At 46.1% G+C, this 16,425-nt stretch carries 9 protein-coding genes, 1 tRNA gene, 3 rRNA genes and 1 pseudogene; 10 read left to right on the top strand and 4 right to left on the bottom strand.

Annotated features, from left to right (window positions below; genetic code table 11):
* Positions 1–101: 101 nt before the first annotated feature.
* The 5 genes from VL20_RS30195 (at position 102) to VL20_RS23215 (ending at position 3,782) form a co-directional block, all read left to right on the top strand.
* Positions 102–287: a hypothetical protein gene (locus VL20_RS30195; RefSeq protein ID WP_128575284.1), complete on the top strand. Its 186-nt coding sequence runs from the start codon at positions 102–104 to the stop codon at positions 285–287.
* Positions 288–993: 706 nt separating this feature from the next.
* Entirely contained in the window at positions 994–1,209 is a 216-nt protein-coding gene (locus tag VL20_RS23225) for a hypothetical protein (RefSeq protein ID WP_052277960.1), read from the top strand.
* Positions 1,210–1,217: 8 nt separating this feature from the next.
* A complete protein-coding gene (locus VL20_RS23220; RefSeq protein WP_284525900.1) occupies positions 1,218–2,264 on the top strand; it encodes a radical SAM/SPASM domain-containing protein in 1,047 nt (348 codons plus the stop codon).
* Positions 2,201–2,467: a hypothetical protein gene (locus VL20_RS33235; RefSeq protein WP_284525899.1), complete on the top strand. Its 267-nt coding sequence runs from the start codon at positions 2,201–2,203 to the stop codon at positions 2,465–2,467. The genes VL20_RS23220 and VL20_RS33235 overlap by 64 nt, the downstream gene beginning before the upstream one ends.
* Positions 2,468–2,684: 217 nt before the next feature.
* The gene (locus tag VL20_RS23215) at positions 2,685–3,782 is read left to right on the top strand and encodes an RRXRR domain-containing protein (RefSeq protein WP_052277959.1); all 1,098 of its coding nucleotides are present in this window, start codon (positions 2,685–2,687) and stop codon (positions 3,780–3,782) included.
* Positions 3,783–4,017: 235 nt separating this feature from the next.
* Here VL20_RS23215 and trpA read toward each other — a convergent pair.
* Positions 4,018–4,811, bottom strand: a pseudogene (gene trpA, locus VL20_RS23210) (tryptophan synthase subunit alpha).
* 457 nt (positions 4,812–5,268) lie between these two features.
* On the opposite strand from trpA, the gene VL20_RS23200 reads away from it, so the two are divergent.
* Entirely contained in the window at positions 5,269–6,186 is a 918-nt protein-coding gene (locus tag VL20_RS23200) for a glycosyltransferase family 2 protein (protein WP_052277957.1), read from the top strand.
* Positions 6,187–6,399: 213 nt separating this feature from the next.
* Here VL20_RS23200 and VL20_RS23195 read toward each other — a convergent pair whose 3' ends face one another.
* Positions 6,400–7,425, bottom strand: coding sequence for an ABC transporter permease (locus VL20_RS23195; RefSeq protein WP_052277654.1), 1,026 nt, complete (start codon positions 7,423–7,425; stop codon positions 6,400–6,402).
* A gap of 421 nt (positions 7,426–7,846) precedes the next feature.
* Between VL20_RS23195 and VL20_RS23190 the strand changes: the two genes are divergently transcribed.
* The 4 genes from VL20_RS23190 to rrf all read left to right on the top strand — a co-directional run bounded on the left by VL20_RS23190 (position 7,847) and on the right by rrf (position 12,750).
* Positions 7,847–9,335 (top strand): 16S ribosomal RNA (locus tag VL20_RS23190).
* 134 nt (positions 9,336–9,469) lie between these two features.
* Positions 9,470–9,543: transfer RNA gene (locus tag VL20_RS23185), tRNA-Ile, on the top strand.
* Between the two features lie 155 nt (positions 9,544–9,698).
* Positions 9,699–12,577 (top strand): 23S ribosomal RNA (locus VL20_RS23180).
* A 55-nt stretch (positions 12,578–12,632) separates the two neighbouring features.
* Positions 12,633–12,750, top strand: a 5S ribosomal RNA gene (gene rrf / locus VL20_RS23175).
* The 16S, 23S and 5S rRNA genes sit together here with 1 tRNA gene alongside, the layout of an rRNA operon.
* Before the next feature lie 52 nt (positions 12,751–12,802).
* Here the strand turns inward: rrf and VL20_RS23170 are convergent.
* Positions 12,803–15,439, bottom strand: a complete 2,637-nt coding sequence (locus VL20_RS23170) for a trans-splicing intein-formed DNA polymerase III subunit alpha N-terminal partner DnaE-N (RefSeq protein WP_052277956.1) — start codon at positions 15,437–15,439, stop codon at positions 12,803–12,805.
* A gap of 84 nt (positions 15,440–15,523) precedes the next feature.
* On the bottom strand, positions 15,524–16,354 hold the full coding sequence (locus tag VL20_RS23165) for an amino acid ABC transporter substrate-binding protein (RefSeq protein ID WP_052277955.1): 831 nt from the start codon (positions 16,352–16,354) through the stop codon (positions 15,524–15,526).
* Positions 16,355–16,425 lie beyond the last annotated feature (71 nt).

Below are 16,425 nucleotides of genomic sequence, written 5' to 3'. Positions count from 1 at the left end.
GTTCGATTTTGATAGTTGATCTGATGTTGAAAAATTGTTATTGTTTTCCTGAATCAATAATTTGATTCATTCATTGAGCGAAAATTTGGAGAATACATCTCATGGCTAACATCAAAATCAACGAGATCAAAAACACGGTGACTGACGAAATTATCGAGTTTCGCACCGATGCCGCTAACGACAGTCCAGAAAGCATCACCGCTTTTAAAACTTTACGTCAAGTGGTAGGCGGTTGTTGTTGCTGCCCCTGCCCACCACCTCCACCTCCACCTCCATGTCAATTCTAAAAAACCTAATCCACAGCCTGTTCCTGGTTACTGGGGAGCATCTCACCTTTGTAACCCCTAAATCAGGTTTTTATGTCAAGCTATTTTGAAAGCCTTGCTAGAAACCAGTTTTATGGATAAGTATAATTACTCACTTGCATAAATGAGATGCTCCCTGTTCCTGTTCCTGTTCCCTGTCCTGCCCCCGAACAAAAATAGTCAATTCGATACAGGATTCTGATATCGAATTCGGCTATATCGAGATATAGTTTTGAAAAGGGCATAGTGTTTCTCGCAATAATAGAGTTTTTCCGCAATTTTATTGATGAAAAACAGTTTTGAGGACTCAGTTTTTTGTTGAGAAACACTATATTTCTTGTCAAAGCTTTAAATATCTCTGGTTCTTCGTTACTTGGTATGGTTCGATAGGGGGGCATAAATCGACTAAATCCTTATCTGGCAAAAGACTTAATTGATTAGTTCGCTCTAGAGCAAAAACAATTGACAAAAATCGCTCAATGCCTTTCTATATAAGGGTTCCATCCCTGATAACCCCCGTCCATTGCATAACACAAACCGAAGAGCCATATCTCTTTTAAAATTGATAAGCGATACTTAGTTTCTAGTCTCGAAGATTTTTAGAAATATCTTCTATAAAGCTAGAGCATGGCTCCGTGTCTTTGTCTGGATTGATTTTTGTATTTTCTCGTAAAATAGGAGTCTCGTAATGTCTTGTGAACAAGAGAAGTGTAAAAGTTCTAACTTAGAGAATAATCTTGGTGACTATTCTCTGATTTTAAAAGAAATCGCCAACGATGAAGAACTAAAATCCCTGACTGAAGAGGATATTAAAGCTATCTTTGGTGGTGAAGGAGTTAATAAACCTGAACCACAACCACCGTACGGAAGTGTTCTTCCACTTCAGCCTAGTAGTTATCTATAGACAAGCCCATGACCGAATACCGTCGCATCAGCTACGCCGTCTGGGAAATCACCCTAAAATGTAACCTCGCCTGTCAGCATTGCGGTTCCCGCGCCGGCCATACCCGTAGCCACGAACTTACCACCGAAGAAGCCCTCGATCTCGTCCGTCAACTGGCCGAAGTGGGCATCAAAGAAGTTACCCTGATCGGGGGAGAAGCCTTCCTCCGTCCCGACTGGCTCGATATCGCCCGGGCGATTACCGACGCGGGCATGATCTGCGGTGTCACCACCGGCGGCTACGGCATCACCCTCGACACCGCCCAAAAGATGAAAGACGCGGGGATCAAAGTTGTCTCCGTCTCCGTGGACGGGTTAGAAACTACCCACGATCGCCTGCGGGGGAAACCCGGTTCGTGGCAATGGGCTTTCCGCACCATGGGCCACCTCAAACAAGCCGGTATCCCCTTCGGTTGCAATACCCAGATCAATCGCCTTTCCGCCCCCGAATTTCCCCGAATCTACGAAAAAATCCGCGATGCGGGCGTATTTGCATGGCGGATCCAGTTAACCGTCCCGATGGGTAACGCGGCCGATAATTCGGAAATTCTCCTGCAACCCTACGAACTCCTAGAACTATACCCGATGCTCGCCCGTGTCACCGAGCGAGCGCGACGGGAGGGGATAGACGTACAACCGGGCAACAATATCGGCTATTACGGCCCCTACGAACGTTTATTGCGGGGAGGGGACGCATGGACATTCTGGCAGGGGTGTAGTGCCGGACTGGCGGCACTGGGAATCGAGGCCGACGGAGCAATCAAAGGCTGTCCCTCCCTTCCCACCGCAGCCTATACCGGGGGCAATATCCGCGATCGCTCCCTGCGCCAGATTATCGAAGAGGCCGAAGAACTGCGCTTCAACCTCGGCGCGGGAACCCCGAAGGGAACCGATCACCTCTGGGGATTCTGTAAAACCTGCGAGTTCGCCGAACTCTGCCGAGGTGGTTGTAGTTGGACGGCTCATGTTTTCTTCGATCGCCGGGGAACAATCCCTACTGTCACCACCGGGCCTTAAAACAAGCGGAGAAGGGAATCCGAGAGAGATTCTACCTCGATCGCCCCGCAGCCGGAATTCCCTTCGATAACGGCCAATTTGCGCTGGTAGAAGAACCCTTCCATTCTCCCCTAGCCAATGATCCCCTCGCCTTCAGTGCCGACGCGATCCAATGGCCGGAAAGCTGGCAAAACAAAACCCCCGTACTCACCCCCACAATCTAACCGTCACTAACCCCGCCCTAAAAGGGACGGGGCTTGCCTAGACCAATTTAGGCGACGCAAGTAGAGACTACCGCATCGAGACACAATCTGGCACAGACTTCCGAATACTTCCCTAGTTCGGATTACCTCTAAGCTTTATTGGTAAAGCGTTGTTAGACAAGACATCTTGATTGTGTTGCGGTAAGGGACTTTAACTTTACTCTTAAGGATTATCTCCATGGCAAGAGTTCCTGTTATTTCAAAAGACGGAAAACCGTTGATGCCCACTAAACCCAGTCGGGCCAGGCGGTGGATTAAGGAAGGAAAAGCTATCGGTAAATTCAACGACTTAGATATTTTCTATGTCCAGCTAACCGATGAACCTTCCGATAACAAAACCCAACCGATTGCTATTGGTATTGACCCGGGTAAATTATTCTCTGGAATTGGCGTTCAATCCTCTCTTTTTACTCTTTGGAAGGCTCACTTAGAACTTCCTTTTAAACGAGTAAAAGAGCGCATGGACAATCGCTGCTTAATGCGAAGAGGACGTAGAGGAAGACGGATTAACCGCCAACTTCCTTTTAATCTAAGAGCGCATCGACAAAAACGATTCTTAAATAGAAGACAAGGAAAATTAGCTCCCTCAATCAGAGCTAATCGTCAACTTGAACTTCGAGTCGTTTCCGAACTAACCAAAATCTATCCAATTACCGATATTTATTTTGAGTACATCAAAGCCGATGTTGATTTAACTTCTGGTAGAAAAGGGGCTAAGTCTGGAAAAGGTTTCTCGCCGGTTATGGTTGGACAAAAATGGGCTATTGAGCAACTGTCTCAATTGGCAACAGTCCATACTCGCTTTGGTTGGCAAACCTCTAATCTCAGAAAACATTTGCGACTAGAAAAGTCTAAAAATAAAGCAGAACAATCACCCGAAAGTCATGCTAACGATGGAATTGCTCTTGCCTGTTTTCAATTTTTAGATTATTTGCCATTCCACACTTCTAATGGACATGGATATGATTGGAAGGGTTCTGTTAAAGTAACGAACGCTCCCTTCGCTGTCATCAAACGTCCTCCTATTAGTCGTCGTCAACTTCACCTGATGGTTTTTTCTAAGGGTGGTAAACGACGTAAATATGGTGGCTCTACCACAAGACATGGGTTCCGTAAAGGAGATTTAGTTTCTTCTCCCAAAGGAATTGGTTATGTTAGTGGAGATACCGAAAAACAGCTATCTGTAAGCGATACCAATGGTCAACGATTGGGACAAATAGCTGTTAGCAAGATTCAGTTAATTCGTCGTTCTAACGGTTTAATTGTTTCTCACTAACTTGTATAAAGCCGCCCTCCGCTATCGCTAAAGGGCGGGGTTTCAGACCCATTTTTTCGATGAACGAGAACCCGAACCCTATCCCCCCCATTCTACCCCGATCGGCGTGGGAGAGCCAGATCGCCTATCTCCGGGCTGTATTCCGGGCGAAAAAAGCGCTAGATGAAATTGAACGAATTCAGAACGAGAAGACATAAACGCTCGATCTAATCCGTAGCTGCTAACTCCTTATCCCTTACTGAATCGCCTGTTTTAAACTGCGGCAGAATTCTTCGAGGGATTTTAACCCATCGCCGGGGAATTATCGGCTAGACGTTTAACCATGGCACTGCCGACAATTACCGCATCAGCACCCCATTTTTTCACCTGTAGCGCCTGTGTCGGGTCAGAAATGCCAAATCCTACCCCCACGGGTTTATCGGTGACAGAACGGATAGAATCGAGCAATTCCTCCACTCTGGTGGCTACTTGGTTCCGCATTCCCGTCACTCCCGTGACACTAACCAAATAAATAAAACCTTGGGATTGCAGGGCGATCGCTTGTATTCGTTCCGGGGGACTGGTAGGTGCTACCAATAAAATCACTTCAATTCCCTTAGCGGCAGCCGGTTGCAGCAGACTTGCCGCTTCCTCTAGGGGTAAATCGGGAACCACCAAACCACTCACCCCGGCTGCTTTTATTTGGTCTAAAAAGACATCTATCCCGCGATGATAGATGGGATTATAGTAAGTAAAGAGAATAATGGGAGCTTTCACCTCTCCCTGAGCATTTTTGACGATTTCTAGCACATCTTCCAACTTGACACCCCGATTTAAAGCGCGGGTGGCCGCCGCTTGAATAACCGGACCATCCGCAAGAGGATCGGAATAGGGAACCCCCAACTCGATCAGATCGGCCCCTGCCCGGTCTAAAATGCGTAAAGCTTGGGCAGTAGTGGACAAATCGGGATCACCAGCAGTAATAAAGGGAATTAAGGCACAATTCCCCTGGGAACGGAGAGAACGAAAACACTCGGAAACAGCAGTCATCGAAAATTACTGGAGACATAAAGCACCGTCTATTATCTCATGGTGGGGAATAGCTCATTGCCGGTCGCTACAAGCTCAGGTAAAGAATTTTTGGCTCTTCGGTTTGTGTTATGCAATGGACGGGAGTTATAAGGGATGGAACCCTTATATAGAAAGGCATTTAGCGATTTTTGTTAATTGTTTTTTTCTAGAGCGAACTAATCAATTAAGTCTCTTGCCAGATAAGGATTTAGTCGATTTATGCCCCCCTATCGAACCATACCAAGTAACGAAGAACCGAATTTTTCAAGTAATACTTAAGGAATATTGACAAAATGGCGATCGAGGATAGAATGAGCGCAGTCTGATAGTTTTGAGAAAATCTCTTCTATGAACTGGTTTTCATTCCGCTTTTTCCGGTACACAATAGGACTACTACCCGATCGAGTTTCGTATAATCAAACACCATACTATATCTATGTTTTCCATTTACATTCTCACCCATAACGAAGAAATTGATATTGCCGCCTGTGTGGAATCGGCACTTCTATCCGATGATGTGATTGTGGTTGACTCCTACAGTAGCGATCGCACAGTAGAGATCGCTTCTCGTTATCCAGTGCGCGTGATTCAGCATCAATTCGAGAGTCATGGTAAACAAAGAACTTGGATGTTAGAAAATATCGAGACTAAATACGACTGGGTTTATATTCTCGAAGCAGATGAAAGGATGACACCCCAACTCTACGCAGAATGTCTGCGCGCCACTCAACAGAAAGAATTTACTGGTTTTTATGTGGCCGAAAGAGTTATGTTTATGGGAACTTGGATCCGTCGCAGCACCCAGTATCCCCGTTATCAAATGCGTCTATTTAGAAAAGATCAAGTCTGGTTTAGCGATTATGGTCACACGGAAAGGGAAGAATGTCGAGGAAAAACCTCTTTTTTAGAAGAAACCTATCCCCACTATACCTGTAGTAAAGGTTTAAGTCGTTGGATTGAAAAACATAATCGTTACTCTACCGATGAAGCGGCAGAAACCCTACATCAGTTGGCTAACGGTGGTGTTAGTTGGAAAAAATTATTTTTTGGTGAAACCGAAGTAGATAGACGGAGAGCTTTAAAAGATTTATCTCTACGATTGCCTTTTCGTCCCTTGCTTCGTTGGTTTTATATGTATTTTATCTTGGCGGGAATTCTCGATGGTAAAGCTGGTTTTGCTTGGTGTACTTTGCAAGCTTTTTATGAGTATTTGATCCTCTTAAAAGTGGCAGAAATGAAACAGGGTTTACCCACTCCCCCCGAAGTGAGAAATCCTTTTCATCCCCCGCAAAATGGTGACAATAGTAATTCCCATAGGCCCGATTTCGTCTCCCTAAAAGGAAAAGCCGATTAACATTCAACCATTATTAATCAGTCCGCAATCACCTAACAACAACCTAGAGATAAAAAGCAATCCTGATCCATTTTTTATTAGCTGTGACATCAATTTCACGGCTGTTGTCTCATCTCAAGCTGTACTGTCTTTAAGCTGCCTATTGGGATTTTAGCACAAATGCTCAAACTCCCCACTTCCCCACTTCCCCACTTCATAATTCCCTCTCCCTGATTAATAACGGATGCGAGGATCAATGTAAGCATTGATTAGATCGATAAAAATACTGGCAAAAACCACTATTGTCGCAAAAAAAGCCATTAATCCCTGCACTGTTGGGTAATCCCGCAGAGAAATCGCTCGATATAACTGATTTCCCAAACCCGGCCAAGAAAAAGTAACTTCCGTCAAGACTGCACCCCCTAAAAGAGCCGCAAAAGTTAATCCTAAGACAGTAATTACGGGAATTAGGGCATTTTTCAGCGCATGGGCGATCATAATCGTTTTTTCTGGTATTCCTCTCGCTTTGGCCGCATCTACATAGTCCGCTTGCAAAGTTTGTTTCAGATTAACTCGCACCATCCGTTCAAAAATCCCACTCAAGAGAATGCCGAGAGTAAAACTAGGTAAGGCTAGATAATACAAAGCTGTGGGCAACTTATCTAGTTGTAGAGTCATCAGACTATCAAGGGTGTATAAACCTGTAATTGTCTGGGGTGGAGTCTCACTCAAAGGAAAACGAGTCCCCAAGGGAAACCAGCGCAACTGTACCGCAAAAATTAGCTGTAAGAGCATTCCCACCCAAAAAATCGGCAAGGAATAGGTTATCAGTCCAAATAAACGTCCCCCCGCATCTAAGGGAGTATTCGGACGGGAAGCGGTGATAATTCCCAATCCGACTCCCACTATCACCGCAATTAGCATTCCATAAAAAGTTAGTTCCACCGTCGCTGGAAAATGTTTAGCGATAATCTCCCATACCGTCACCCCCTTACTGGTTAAAGAGTCTCCTAAGTTGAGACGCATTAGGTGAAAAATATAGTCTAGGTACTGGAAAAATAGGGGTTTATTCAGTCCTAACTGTTCTCTTAGGGCATTTTTGGCACTTTCGGGAGCGCGGTTGCCTAAAATCGCATCCGTGGGATCACCAGGGGCCACACGCATCAGTAGAAAAACCACCGTCACGATCGTCCATAACATCAAGGGAGCTAGGAGTAAACGCACCAGTAAATAGGATTGTAAAGCAGCGCGGCGAGACATGAGGGCTTTCCGATCAGAAAATAGATTCTCAAGGAACCATACCCCAAAATCGACCCAGCGATCGAGAAAAAATTAAGCTGAGGGAATATTTAGTACAAGTAAACTAAATTAGCTGCACCGACAGTTCTGAGCAAGGGACTACCAAAAACCCCTAAAGGCTGAAAGGCTTACGGAGCAAGGGATAGAAAAAAGATCAAAAAATTTTGCCAAAAGGGGTTGACAAACTTAGGGAAGTTAGATACATTGGTAAATGCGCGGTTGAAGCGAAGCGAAAGCGAAGCGAAACAAACGACGCTGGAACCTAGACAAAACAATAGTTTGAAAGCCAAGCAAAAAAAGCCTCGTTTAGAAGCAATTCTATAACAAAAAAGTCAAACCCGCAAGGGGGAGACGAAAAAAAGTCAAAAGAATCAAACGATTCATCATGGAGAGTTTGATCCTGGCTCAGGATGAACGCTGGCGGCGTGCCTAACACATGCAAGTCGAACGGGAATCTTCGGATTCTAGTGGCGGACGGGTGAGTAACGCGTAAGAATCTAACTTCAGGACGGGGACAACAGTTGGAAACGACTGCTAATACCCGATGTGCCGCAAGGTGAAACCTAATTGGCCTGGAGAAGAGCTTGCGTCTGATTAGCTAGTTGGTGGGGTAAGAGCCTACCAAGGCGACGATCAGTAGCTGGTCTGAGAGGATGAGCAGCCACACTGGGACTGAGACACGGCCCAGACTCCTACGGGAGGCAGCAGTGGGGAATTTTCCGCAATGGGCGAAAGCCTGACGGAGCAACGCCGCGTGAGGGAGGAAGGTCTTTGGATTGTAAACCTCTTTTCTCAAGGAAGAAGTTCTGACGGTACTTGAGGAATCAGCCTCGGCTAACTCCGTGCCAGCAGCCGCGGTAATACGGGGGAGGCAAGCGTTATCCGGAATTATTGGGCGTAAAGCGTCCGCAGGTGGTCAGCCAAGTCTGCCGTCAAATCAGGTTGCTTAACGACCTAAAGGCGGTGGAAACTGGCAGACTAGAGAGCAGTAGGGGTAGCAGGAATTCCCAGTGTAGCGGTGAAATGCGTAGAGATTGGGAAGAACATCGGTGGCGAAAGCGTGCTACTGGGCTGTATCTGACACTCAGGGACGAAAGCTAGGGGAGCGAAAGGGATTAGATACCCCTGTAGTCCTAGCCGTAAACGATGGATACTAGGCGTGGCTTGTATCGACCCGAGCCGTGCCGAAGCTAACGCGTTAAGTATCCCGCCTGGGGAGTACGCACGCAAGTGTGAAACTCAAAGGAATTGACGGGGGCCCGCACAAGCGGTGGAGTATGTGGTTTAATTCGATGCAACGCGAAGAACCTTACCAAGACTTGACATGTCGCGAACCCTGGTGAAAGCTGGGGGTGCCTTCGGGAGCGCGAACACAGGTGGTGCATGGCTGTCGTCAGCTCGTGTCGTGAGATGTTGGGTTAAGTCCCGCAACGAGCGCAACCCTCGTTCTTAGTTGCCAGCATTAAGTTGGGGACTCTAAGGAGACTGCCGGTGACAAACCGGAGGAAGGTGGGGATGACGTCAAGTCAGCATGCCCCTTACGTCTTGGGCGACACACGTACTACAATGGTCGGGACAAAGGGCAGCGAACTCGCGAGAGCCAGCGAATCCCAGCAAACCCGGCCTCAGTTCAGATTGCAGGCTGCAACTCGCCTGCATGAAGGAGGAATCGCTAGTAATCGCCGGTCAGCATACGGCGGTGAATTCGTTCCCGGGCCTTGTACACACCGCCCGTCACACCATGGAAGCTGGTCACGCCCGAAGTCATTACCTCAACCGCAAGGAGGGGGATGCCTAAGGCAGGGCTAGTGACTGGGGTGAAGTCGTAACAAGGTAGCCGTACCGGAAGGTGTGGCTGGATCACCTCCTTAAAGGGAGACCTAATTCCGGTGGGAGACGAAAAAAAAGTAGTCCCAACCAAGAATCAATCCCAAAAGGTCGGAGCGAGGCGAAATTGGCTTTCAAACTAGGTTCTGGGTTCACACAAGACCTGAATCAGGAACAAGGGCTATTAGCTCAGGTGGTTAGAGCGCACCCCTGATAAGGGTGAGGTCCCTGGTTCGAGTCCAGGATGGCCCACCTGCACAGGTGGCAAAAACAAAGAAAAAAAGCTCCGAATCAGCACCTTATCTTACTTATACAGTAAGAGAGAATGCTGGCTCTGAGTTCAGAGTCCAGAGGAACCTTGAAAACTGCATAGAGCTAGGTGAAAAAGCCAAAAAAGAAGACCGCAAGGTCAAGCTAATAAGGGCTAACGGTGGATACCTAGGCACACGGAAGCGAAGAAGGACGTAGTTACCGACGAAACGCTTCGGGGAGCGGGAAGCAAGCATTGATCCGAAGATATCCGAATGGGGCAACCCTAAACACGACCACCTGAATACATAGGGTGGAGCGAGCCAACCTGGTGAACTGAAACATCTTAGTAGCCAGAGGAAAAGAAAGCAACAGCGATTCCCCCAGTAGCGGCGAGCGAAAAGGGAACAGCCTAAACCAAGTTCTTCGGAACTTGGGGTCGTGGGACAGTAACAAAAGACTGGGAAATTTAGACGAAGCGGCTGAAAACCGCACCAGAGAAGGTGAAAGTCCTGTAGTCGAAAAAGGAACCAGCTTAACTGCATCCCGAGTAGCATGGGGCACGTGAAATCCCGTGTGAATCTGCCTCGACCACGAGGTAAGGCTAAATATTCCCGTGTGACCGATAGAGAAACAGTACCGCGAGGGAAAGGTGAAAAGAACCCCGGAAGGGGAGTGAAATAGAACATGAAACCGTTAGCCTACAAGCAATGGGAGGACGATTGAACGTCTGACCGTGTGCCTGTTGAAGAATGAGCCGGCGACTTACAGGTTATGGCAGGTGAAGGGGAAGACCCCACAGCCCCAGCGAAAGCGAGTCTGAACAGGGCGAAAAGTCATAATTTGTAGACCCGAACCCGGGTGATCTAACCATGGCCAGGATGAAGCTTGGGTAAAACCAAGTGGAGGTCCGAACCGACTAATGTTGAAAAATTAGCGGATGAGCTGTGGTTAGGGGTGAAATGCCAATCGAACTCGGAGCTAGCTGGTTCTCCCCGAAATGTGTTGAGGCGCAGCGGTAGTGGAAGTTTAGTCGGGGTAAAGCACTGTTTCGCCGCGGGCTGGGAGACCGGTACCAAGGCGAGGCAAACTCTGAATACGGCTAAAAAAACTACCAGTGAGACGGTGGGGGATAAGCTTCATCGTCAAGAGGGAAACAGCCCAGACCACCAGCTAAGGTCCCCAAATGATAACTAAGTGAGAAAGGAGGTGGGAGTGCATTGACAACCAGGAGGTTTGCCTAGAAGCAGCAATCCTTAAAAGAGTGCGTAATAGCTCACTGGTCAAGCGCTCCTGCGCCGAAAATGAACGGGGCTAAGTTATCTACCGAAGCTGTGGACTACATTGTAGTGGTAGGGGAGCGTTCTATAGGGGGTGAAGCAGTAGCGGCAAGCAGCTGTGGACTCTATAGAAGTGAGAATGTCGGCTTAAGTAGCGAAAATGTGGGTGAGAATCCCACACCCCGAAACCCCAAGGTTTCCTCCGCAAGGCTCGTCCGCGGAGGGTCAGTCAGGACCTAAGGCGAGGCTGAAAAGCGTAGTCGATGGACAACGGGTTAACATTCCCGTACCGATTAATGATTGTGCCGGAGAACGGAGAAGGTCAACGTCAGCTGGATGTTGGTTACCAGTGCAAGCAGTCGAGGCGATGAGAGGTGGTGAAAACACCAGGAGCTAAGACGCGAGTCCCACCTCCCACGGGAGGGAAGTGGCGCTGATCAAGCTTCCTAGAAAAGCCCGAACCACGTTAATCATTAATTGCCTGTACCCGAAACCGACACAGGTGGGGAAGTAGAGAATACTAAGGGGCGCGAGATAACTCTCTCTAAGGAACTCGGCAAAATGACCCCGTAACTTCGGGAGAAGGGGTACCCTCGCAAGAGGGTCGCAGTGAATAGGCCCAGGCGACTGTTTACCAAAAACACAGGTCTCCGCCAAGTCGTAAGACGCAGTATGGAGGCTGACGCCTGCCCAGTGCCGGAAGGTTAAGGAAGTTGGTCAGGAGTAATCTGAAGCTGACGACCGAAGCCCCGGTGAACGGCGGCCGTAACTATAACGGTCCTAAGGTAGCGAAATTCCTTGTCGGGTAAGTTCCGACCCGCACGAAAGGCGTAACGATCTGGGCACTGTCTCGGAGAGAGACTCGGCGAAATAGGATTGTCTGTGAAGATACGGACTACCTGCACCTGGACAGAAAGACCCTATGAAGCTTTACTGTAGCCTGGAATTGGCTTCGGGCTTCGCTTGCGCAGGATAGGTGGGAAGCTTTGAAACTCTCCTCGTGGGGAGAGTGGAGCTAACGGTGAGATACCACTCTGGCGAGGCTAGAATTCTAACCCTGACCCCTAATCGGGGCGGGAGACAGTTTCAGGTGGGCAGTTTGACTGGGGCGGTCGCCTCCTAAAAGGTAACGGAGGCGCGCAAAGGTTCCCTCGGTCCCGTTGGAAATGGGACGATAGAGTGCAAAAGCAGAAGGGAGCTTGACTGTGAGACCCACAAGTCGAACAGGGACGAAAGTCGGCTTTAGTGATCCGACGGCACCGCGTGGAAGGGCCGTCGCTCAACGGATAAAAGTTACTCTAGGGATAACAGGCTGATCTCCCCCAAGAGTTCACATCGACGGGGAGGTTTGGCACCTCGATGTCGGCTCATCGCAACCTGGGGCTGAAGTCGGTCCCAAGGGTTGGGCTGTTCGCCCATTAAAGCGGTACGTGAGCTGGGTTCAGAACGTCGTGAGACAGTTCGGTCCATATCCGGTGTAGGCGTAAGAGCATTGCGAGGAGCCTTCCTTAGTACGAGAGGACCGGGAAGGACGCACCGCTGGTGTACCTGTTATCGTGCCAACGGTAAACGCAGGGTAGCCATGTGCGGAGCGGATAACCGCTGAAAGCATCTAAGTGGGAAGCCCACCTCCAGATGATTGCTCTCATGGCATTAAGCCAGTAAGGTCTCGGGTAGACTACCCGTTGATAGGCTCTAGATGGAAGCTCGGTAACGAGTGCAGTCGAGGAGTACTAACCGACCGAGGGCTTGACCTGATTCTTCTTTCACCACTTTTTTCCTAGCTTTTGCAGTCTTGAGGGTTCTACCCTTCCTGGTGTCTTTAACGTGATGGCACCACTCCGATTCCATCCCGAACTCGGTTGTGAAACTTCGCCGTGGCCAAGATACTTGTCGGGTTGCCGACCGGGACAATAGCTCGATGCCAGGATTATTCTTTCCTACCCCCCTTTCTCAAACAATAAGAAAGGGGGGTTTGGTTTTTAGGAAAAATCATAGGAAAAATCAGAGGATTTTAAATCTAAACCTCGCTCAAATATTGTATCTATGGCTAACATTTCTCCGTCGCTAGTCATAAATTTATGATCTTTGGTTGCTTGGATAGTTTGCCCATTTTCTAGGGTATATTCAAAGACCTCTTGTAAACCTCGCTCGTGCCATTGAGAGATTGGTTGACTATAAACAAAACCATTTTTATCTACACTATAAACAGTGCAGTTAATTTCTTCGCTCACAATTTTAGCAATTGGCAATAATCCGTATTCCTCAGTTAAAATTAACGTCTCACCTCCTAGACAATATTCGGCAAAATTTACCATCTGTTCAAAGAGATTTTCAGCGATTCTTTTTTCCACACCATTTTTAGCAGCACCATCGATAAACATCTCCCTTTGTTTCTGCATTTCGGAGGCTTTTTTCTTACCCATTGCCCGACGCAATAGATCCGCTTCTCCTAGGGAATAACCGGCTAAATCCTGCGCCATTTTCATAATCTGTTCTTGATAGACTAAAACTGCGTAGGTTTCCTTAAGAATTGGTTCCAATAAAGGATGATCATAACGAATGGGTTCTCTACCGTGTTTTCTGCCAATAAAGAGAGGAATTAATCCCGCATCTAAAGGACCGGGGCGATAGAGTGCTAGGATTGAAGATATGTCCTCAATACCCGATGGTTTTAACTCTTTAACTATCTGTTTCATCCCCGATGATTCTAACTGGAAAATACCTTCTAAATCCCCTTCTTCTAGTAATACGTGGGTTTTGATAATATCGGGAGGTAGTTTTTTATGTTCCCCTTTAGCCCGAATTTGCAGGGCTTTTCTTTCATCTAAAGGCAATTGATCAAGATCGATATCTATGCCCTGATTTTGTTTAATTAAATCGGCGGTTTTTTTCAAAGTGGTTAAATTTCTTAACCCTAAAAAGTCCATTTTTAACAATCCCAATGATTCTAAATCCTCCATGAAATATTGGGTAATTACCGCCCCATCATTATTTTTCTGGAGGGGAACCACTTCATCTAAAGGTTGGGAAGAAATGACGACTCCGGCAGCATGAACTCCGAAGGTTTTGTTAGTACCTTCGATACGAATTGCCATATCTAACCAATGACGCACATGGGGTTCCGTATCGTATCTTTCTTTAAATGCTGGTTCGGGAGTTTCATCGGAAATCATCACTTTTAAAGGTGTGGGTTTACCGCGAGAAACGGGAATCATTTTCGCCATTTTATCCGATTCGGCGTAGGGAATATCTAACACCCGCGCCACATCTTTTAGGACAGCTTTTGATGTCATGCGGTTAAAAGTAATGATTTGGGCAACATTAGCCTCCCCGTATTTTTCCGTAACGTATTGGATCATTTCATCCCGTCTCTCGATACAAAAATCCGTATCAATATCAGGCATAGATTTTCGTTCAGGATTGAGAAAACGCTCAAATAATAACCCGTGATGAACGGGATCAATATTGGTTATTTTTAAAGAATATGCTACCAAAGAACCCGCCGCAGAACCGCGTCCTGGACCGACGGGTATATCATGATCTCTAGCATATTTTATATAGTCCCAAACGACGAGAAAATAGGTAGAAAATCCCATTTTCTGTAACATTTTTAATTCGTATTCCAGCCTTTCTTTGTAAACAGTTTCAATCTCGTGACGCGAAGGACATTTTAATCTTTCTAGTAATCCTAACCAAGCAATTTCTTCTACATAACTATCAGCAGTATGTCCCGCAGGAACTGGATAATTAGGCAGTCTTGGTTCATTAAATATGTTGTAAGGTTCGACTTTTTCTGCTACTTCTAGGGTGTTATTAATCGCTTCTTCAATAACATCTTCTGGCAGATGATCACGAAAAAGTAACCGCATTTCATCAGCAGATTTTAAGTATTCTGTGCCGCTATAACGGAGGCGTTTGTCTTCAGTAATTAACTTGCCAGTTTGAATACAAAGTAAGGCATCGTGTGCCTCTACATCGTAACAGGAAATAAAGTGAGAATCGTTAGTAGCAACTACTTTAATTCCTAATTCTTTAGCAATTTTAACTATTTCTACATTAACAATCCGATCTTCTTTAGAACCATGGTCTTGAATTTCTAAATAAAAATCATCACCAAAAAGTTTTTTATACCATTTAGCAGTTTCCTTAGCCAGTTTTCTGTTATTAGCTAAAATCGCTTGGGGAATCTCTCCACCCAAGCAAGCACTGGTAACTATCAATCCTTCATGGTATTGTTGGAGTAACTCTTTATTGATACAAGGACGAGCAAAAATGCCTTTACCTTGAATACCTTTCAGATTAGAAATAGTTGTTAATTTAACTAGATTTTTATAGCCTTGGGTATTTTTGGCTAAAACAACTTGATGATATTTTCGGTGGCGAAGATTGACTTCAATATCGCCATTGACTACATACATTTCATTGCCAATAATTGGTTTTATTCCCTTATTACGGCAGGTTTTAATTAATTCGATCGCACCATACATGACTCCATGATCGGTTAAAGCGATCGCTGGTTGTCCCAATTCGATCGCTCGATCAATTAGTGACGGTAATTGGGAAGCACCATCAAGTAAGCTATAATCACTGTGAATATGTAAACCGACAAAAGACATAATTTTTTCAGAAAAAAGTGACAAGGAAAAAGAAAAAAAACTAGAATTTACTTACTTTTAATTTTCAGCAATTACAGTCTATTTTTAGGGTTGATTGAGAATCGTATAGGGGAAAAAACCTTGTTCTAAATTAAACCATTGTTCTCGCAGTTTCCGGTTATCATTGCTGCCGACAACAGTATCAACAAATTTTTTCCATTCGGGATCGTTTTTGGGTAAAATACAGCCATAAAGTTCGGTGGTAATCGGTTGACGGGGTAGTAGCACAAATTGTCGCAGATCATGTCCTTGTTTAACGATTTCCCCCAGCAGAAGAATTCCATCACTAACCACTGCTTTAACTTCTCCCCTTTGTAATTTTGCCACTGCCTCACTTCGATCGCTGACAGCTTGCCAATTAGCCAGAGGATAGATATAACGAATAATACTATCGGTGGTGGTGTGGGGAATATAGGCGATCGCAACTGCCGCTAAAGTGTTATTAATATCTATTTTATCAACATTTTCCCTTTTAGTTAGAAATTGCGCTCCTGTCATAAAATAGGGAATAGAAAAATTAACCTTTTCTAGTCTTTCTTCCGTCATTGTTGCCGCATTACAGGATAAATCTACTTGGCCCTGTTCCACTTGCTGAAAACGATTATTAGTCGTCGCTTCTGTAAAGTTTATTGTAATCGGTTTACCTAATTCTTGTTCTAATCGACGTTGGACTAAGCGCATTAATTCCACTCCGTAACCTGTCCATTGTCCCGTTTTCTCATCGATATAACTAAAGGGAGTAGCGTCTTTTCTGGCTGCCGCTTTTAATTCTCCCGTGCGAGCAATTCTTTGTAAAACTGTTTCTGCTAAGACCGATAAATGTAGATTATTTATCAGTAAAAGACCTAGAAAAATCAACCAAAAGTTTTTAGACATATCAAGAAAGCAAGAAGGAGATAGGGAGAAAAAGCTAACCACCGACGTGCGATTAGCAAGTGCCGCTATAT

The sequence above is a fragment of the Microcystis panniformis FACHB-1757 genome (assembly GCF_001264245.1).
GTDB lineage: Bacteria > Cyanobacteriota > Cyanobacteriia > Cyanobacteriales > Microcystaceae > Microcystis > Microcystis panniformis.
The sequence above is the reverse complement of the archived record's forward strand: the minus strand, read 5'-3'. Positions and strand labels throughout refer to the sequence as shown.

Bases quoted from the DNA above. Each gene is read 5' to 3' on its own strand.
- VL20_RS23165 (WP_052277955.1), bottom strand. From the start codon at position 16,354: ATGTCTAAAAACTTTTGGTTGATTTTTCTAGGTCTTTTACTGATAAAT.
- VL20_RS23170 (WP_052277956.1), bottom strand. From the start codon at position 15,439: ATGTCTTTTGTCGGTTTACATATTCACAGTGATTATAGCTTACTTGAT.
- VL20_RS30195 (WP_128575284.1), top strand. From the start codon at position 102: ATGGCTAACATCAAAATCAACGAGATCAAAAACACGGTGACTGACGAA.
- VL20_RS23225 (WP_052277960.1), top strand. From the start codon at position 994: ATGTCTTGTGAACAAGAGAAGTGTAAAAGTTCTAACTTAGAGAATAAT.
- VL20_RS23200 (WP_052277957.1), top strand. From the start codon at position 5,269: ATGTTTTCCATTTACATTCTCACCCATAACGAAGAAATTGATATTGCC.
- VL20_RS23215 (WP_052277959.1), top strand. From the start codon at position 2,685: ATGGCAAGAGTTCCTGTTATTTCAAAAGACGGAAAACCGTTGATGCCC.
- VL20_RS23195 (WP_052277654.1), bottom strand. From the start codon at position 7,425: ATGTCTCGCCGCGCTGCTTTACAATCCTATTTACTGGTGCGTTTACTC.
- VL20_RS23220 (WP_284525900.1), top strand. From the start codon at position 1,218: ATGACCGAATACCGTCGCATCAGCTACGCCGTCTGGGAAATCACCCTA.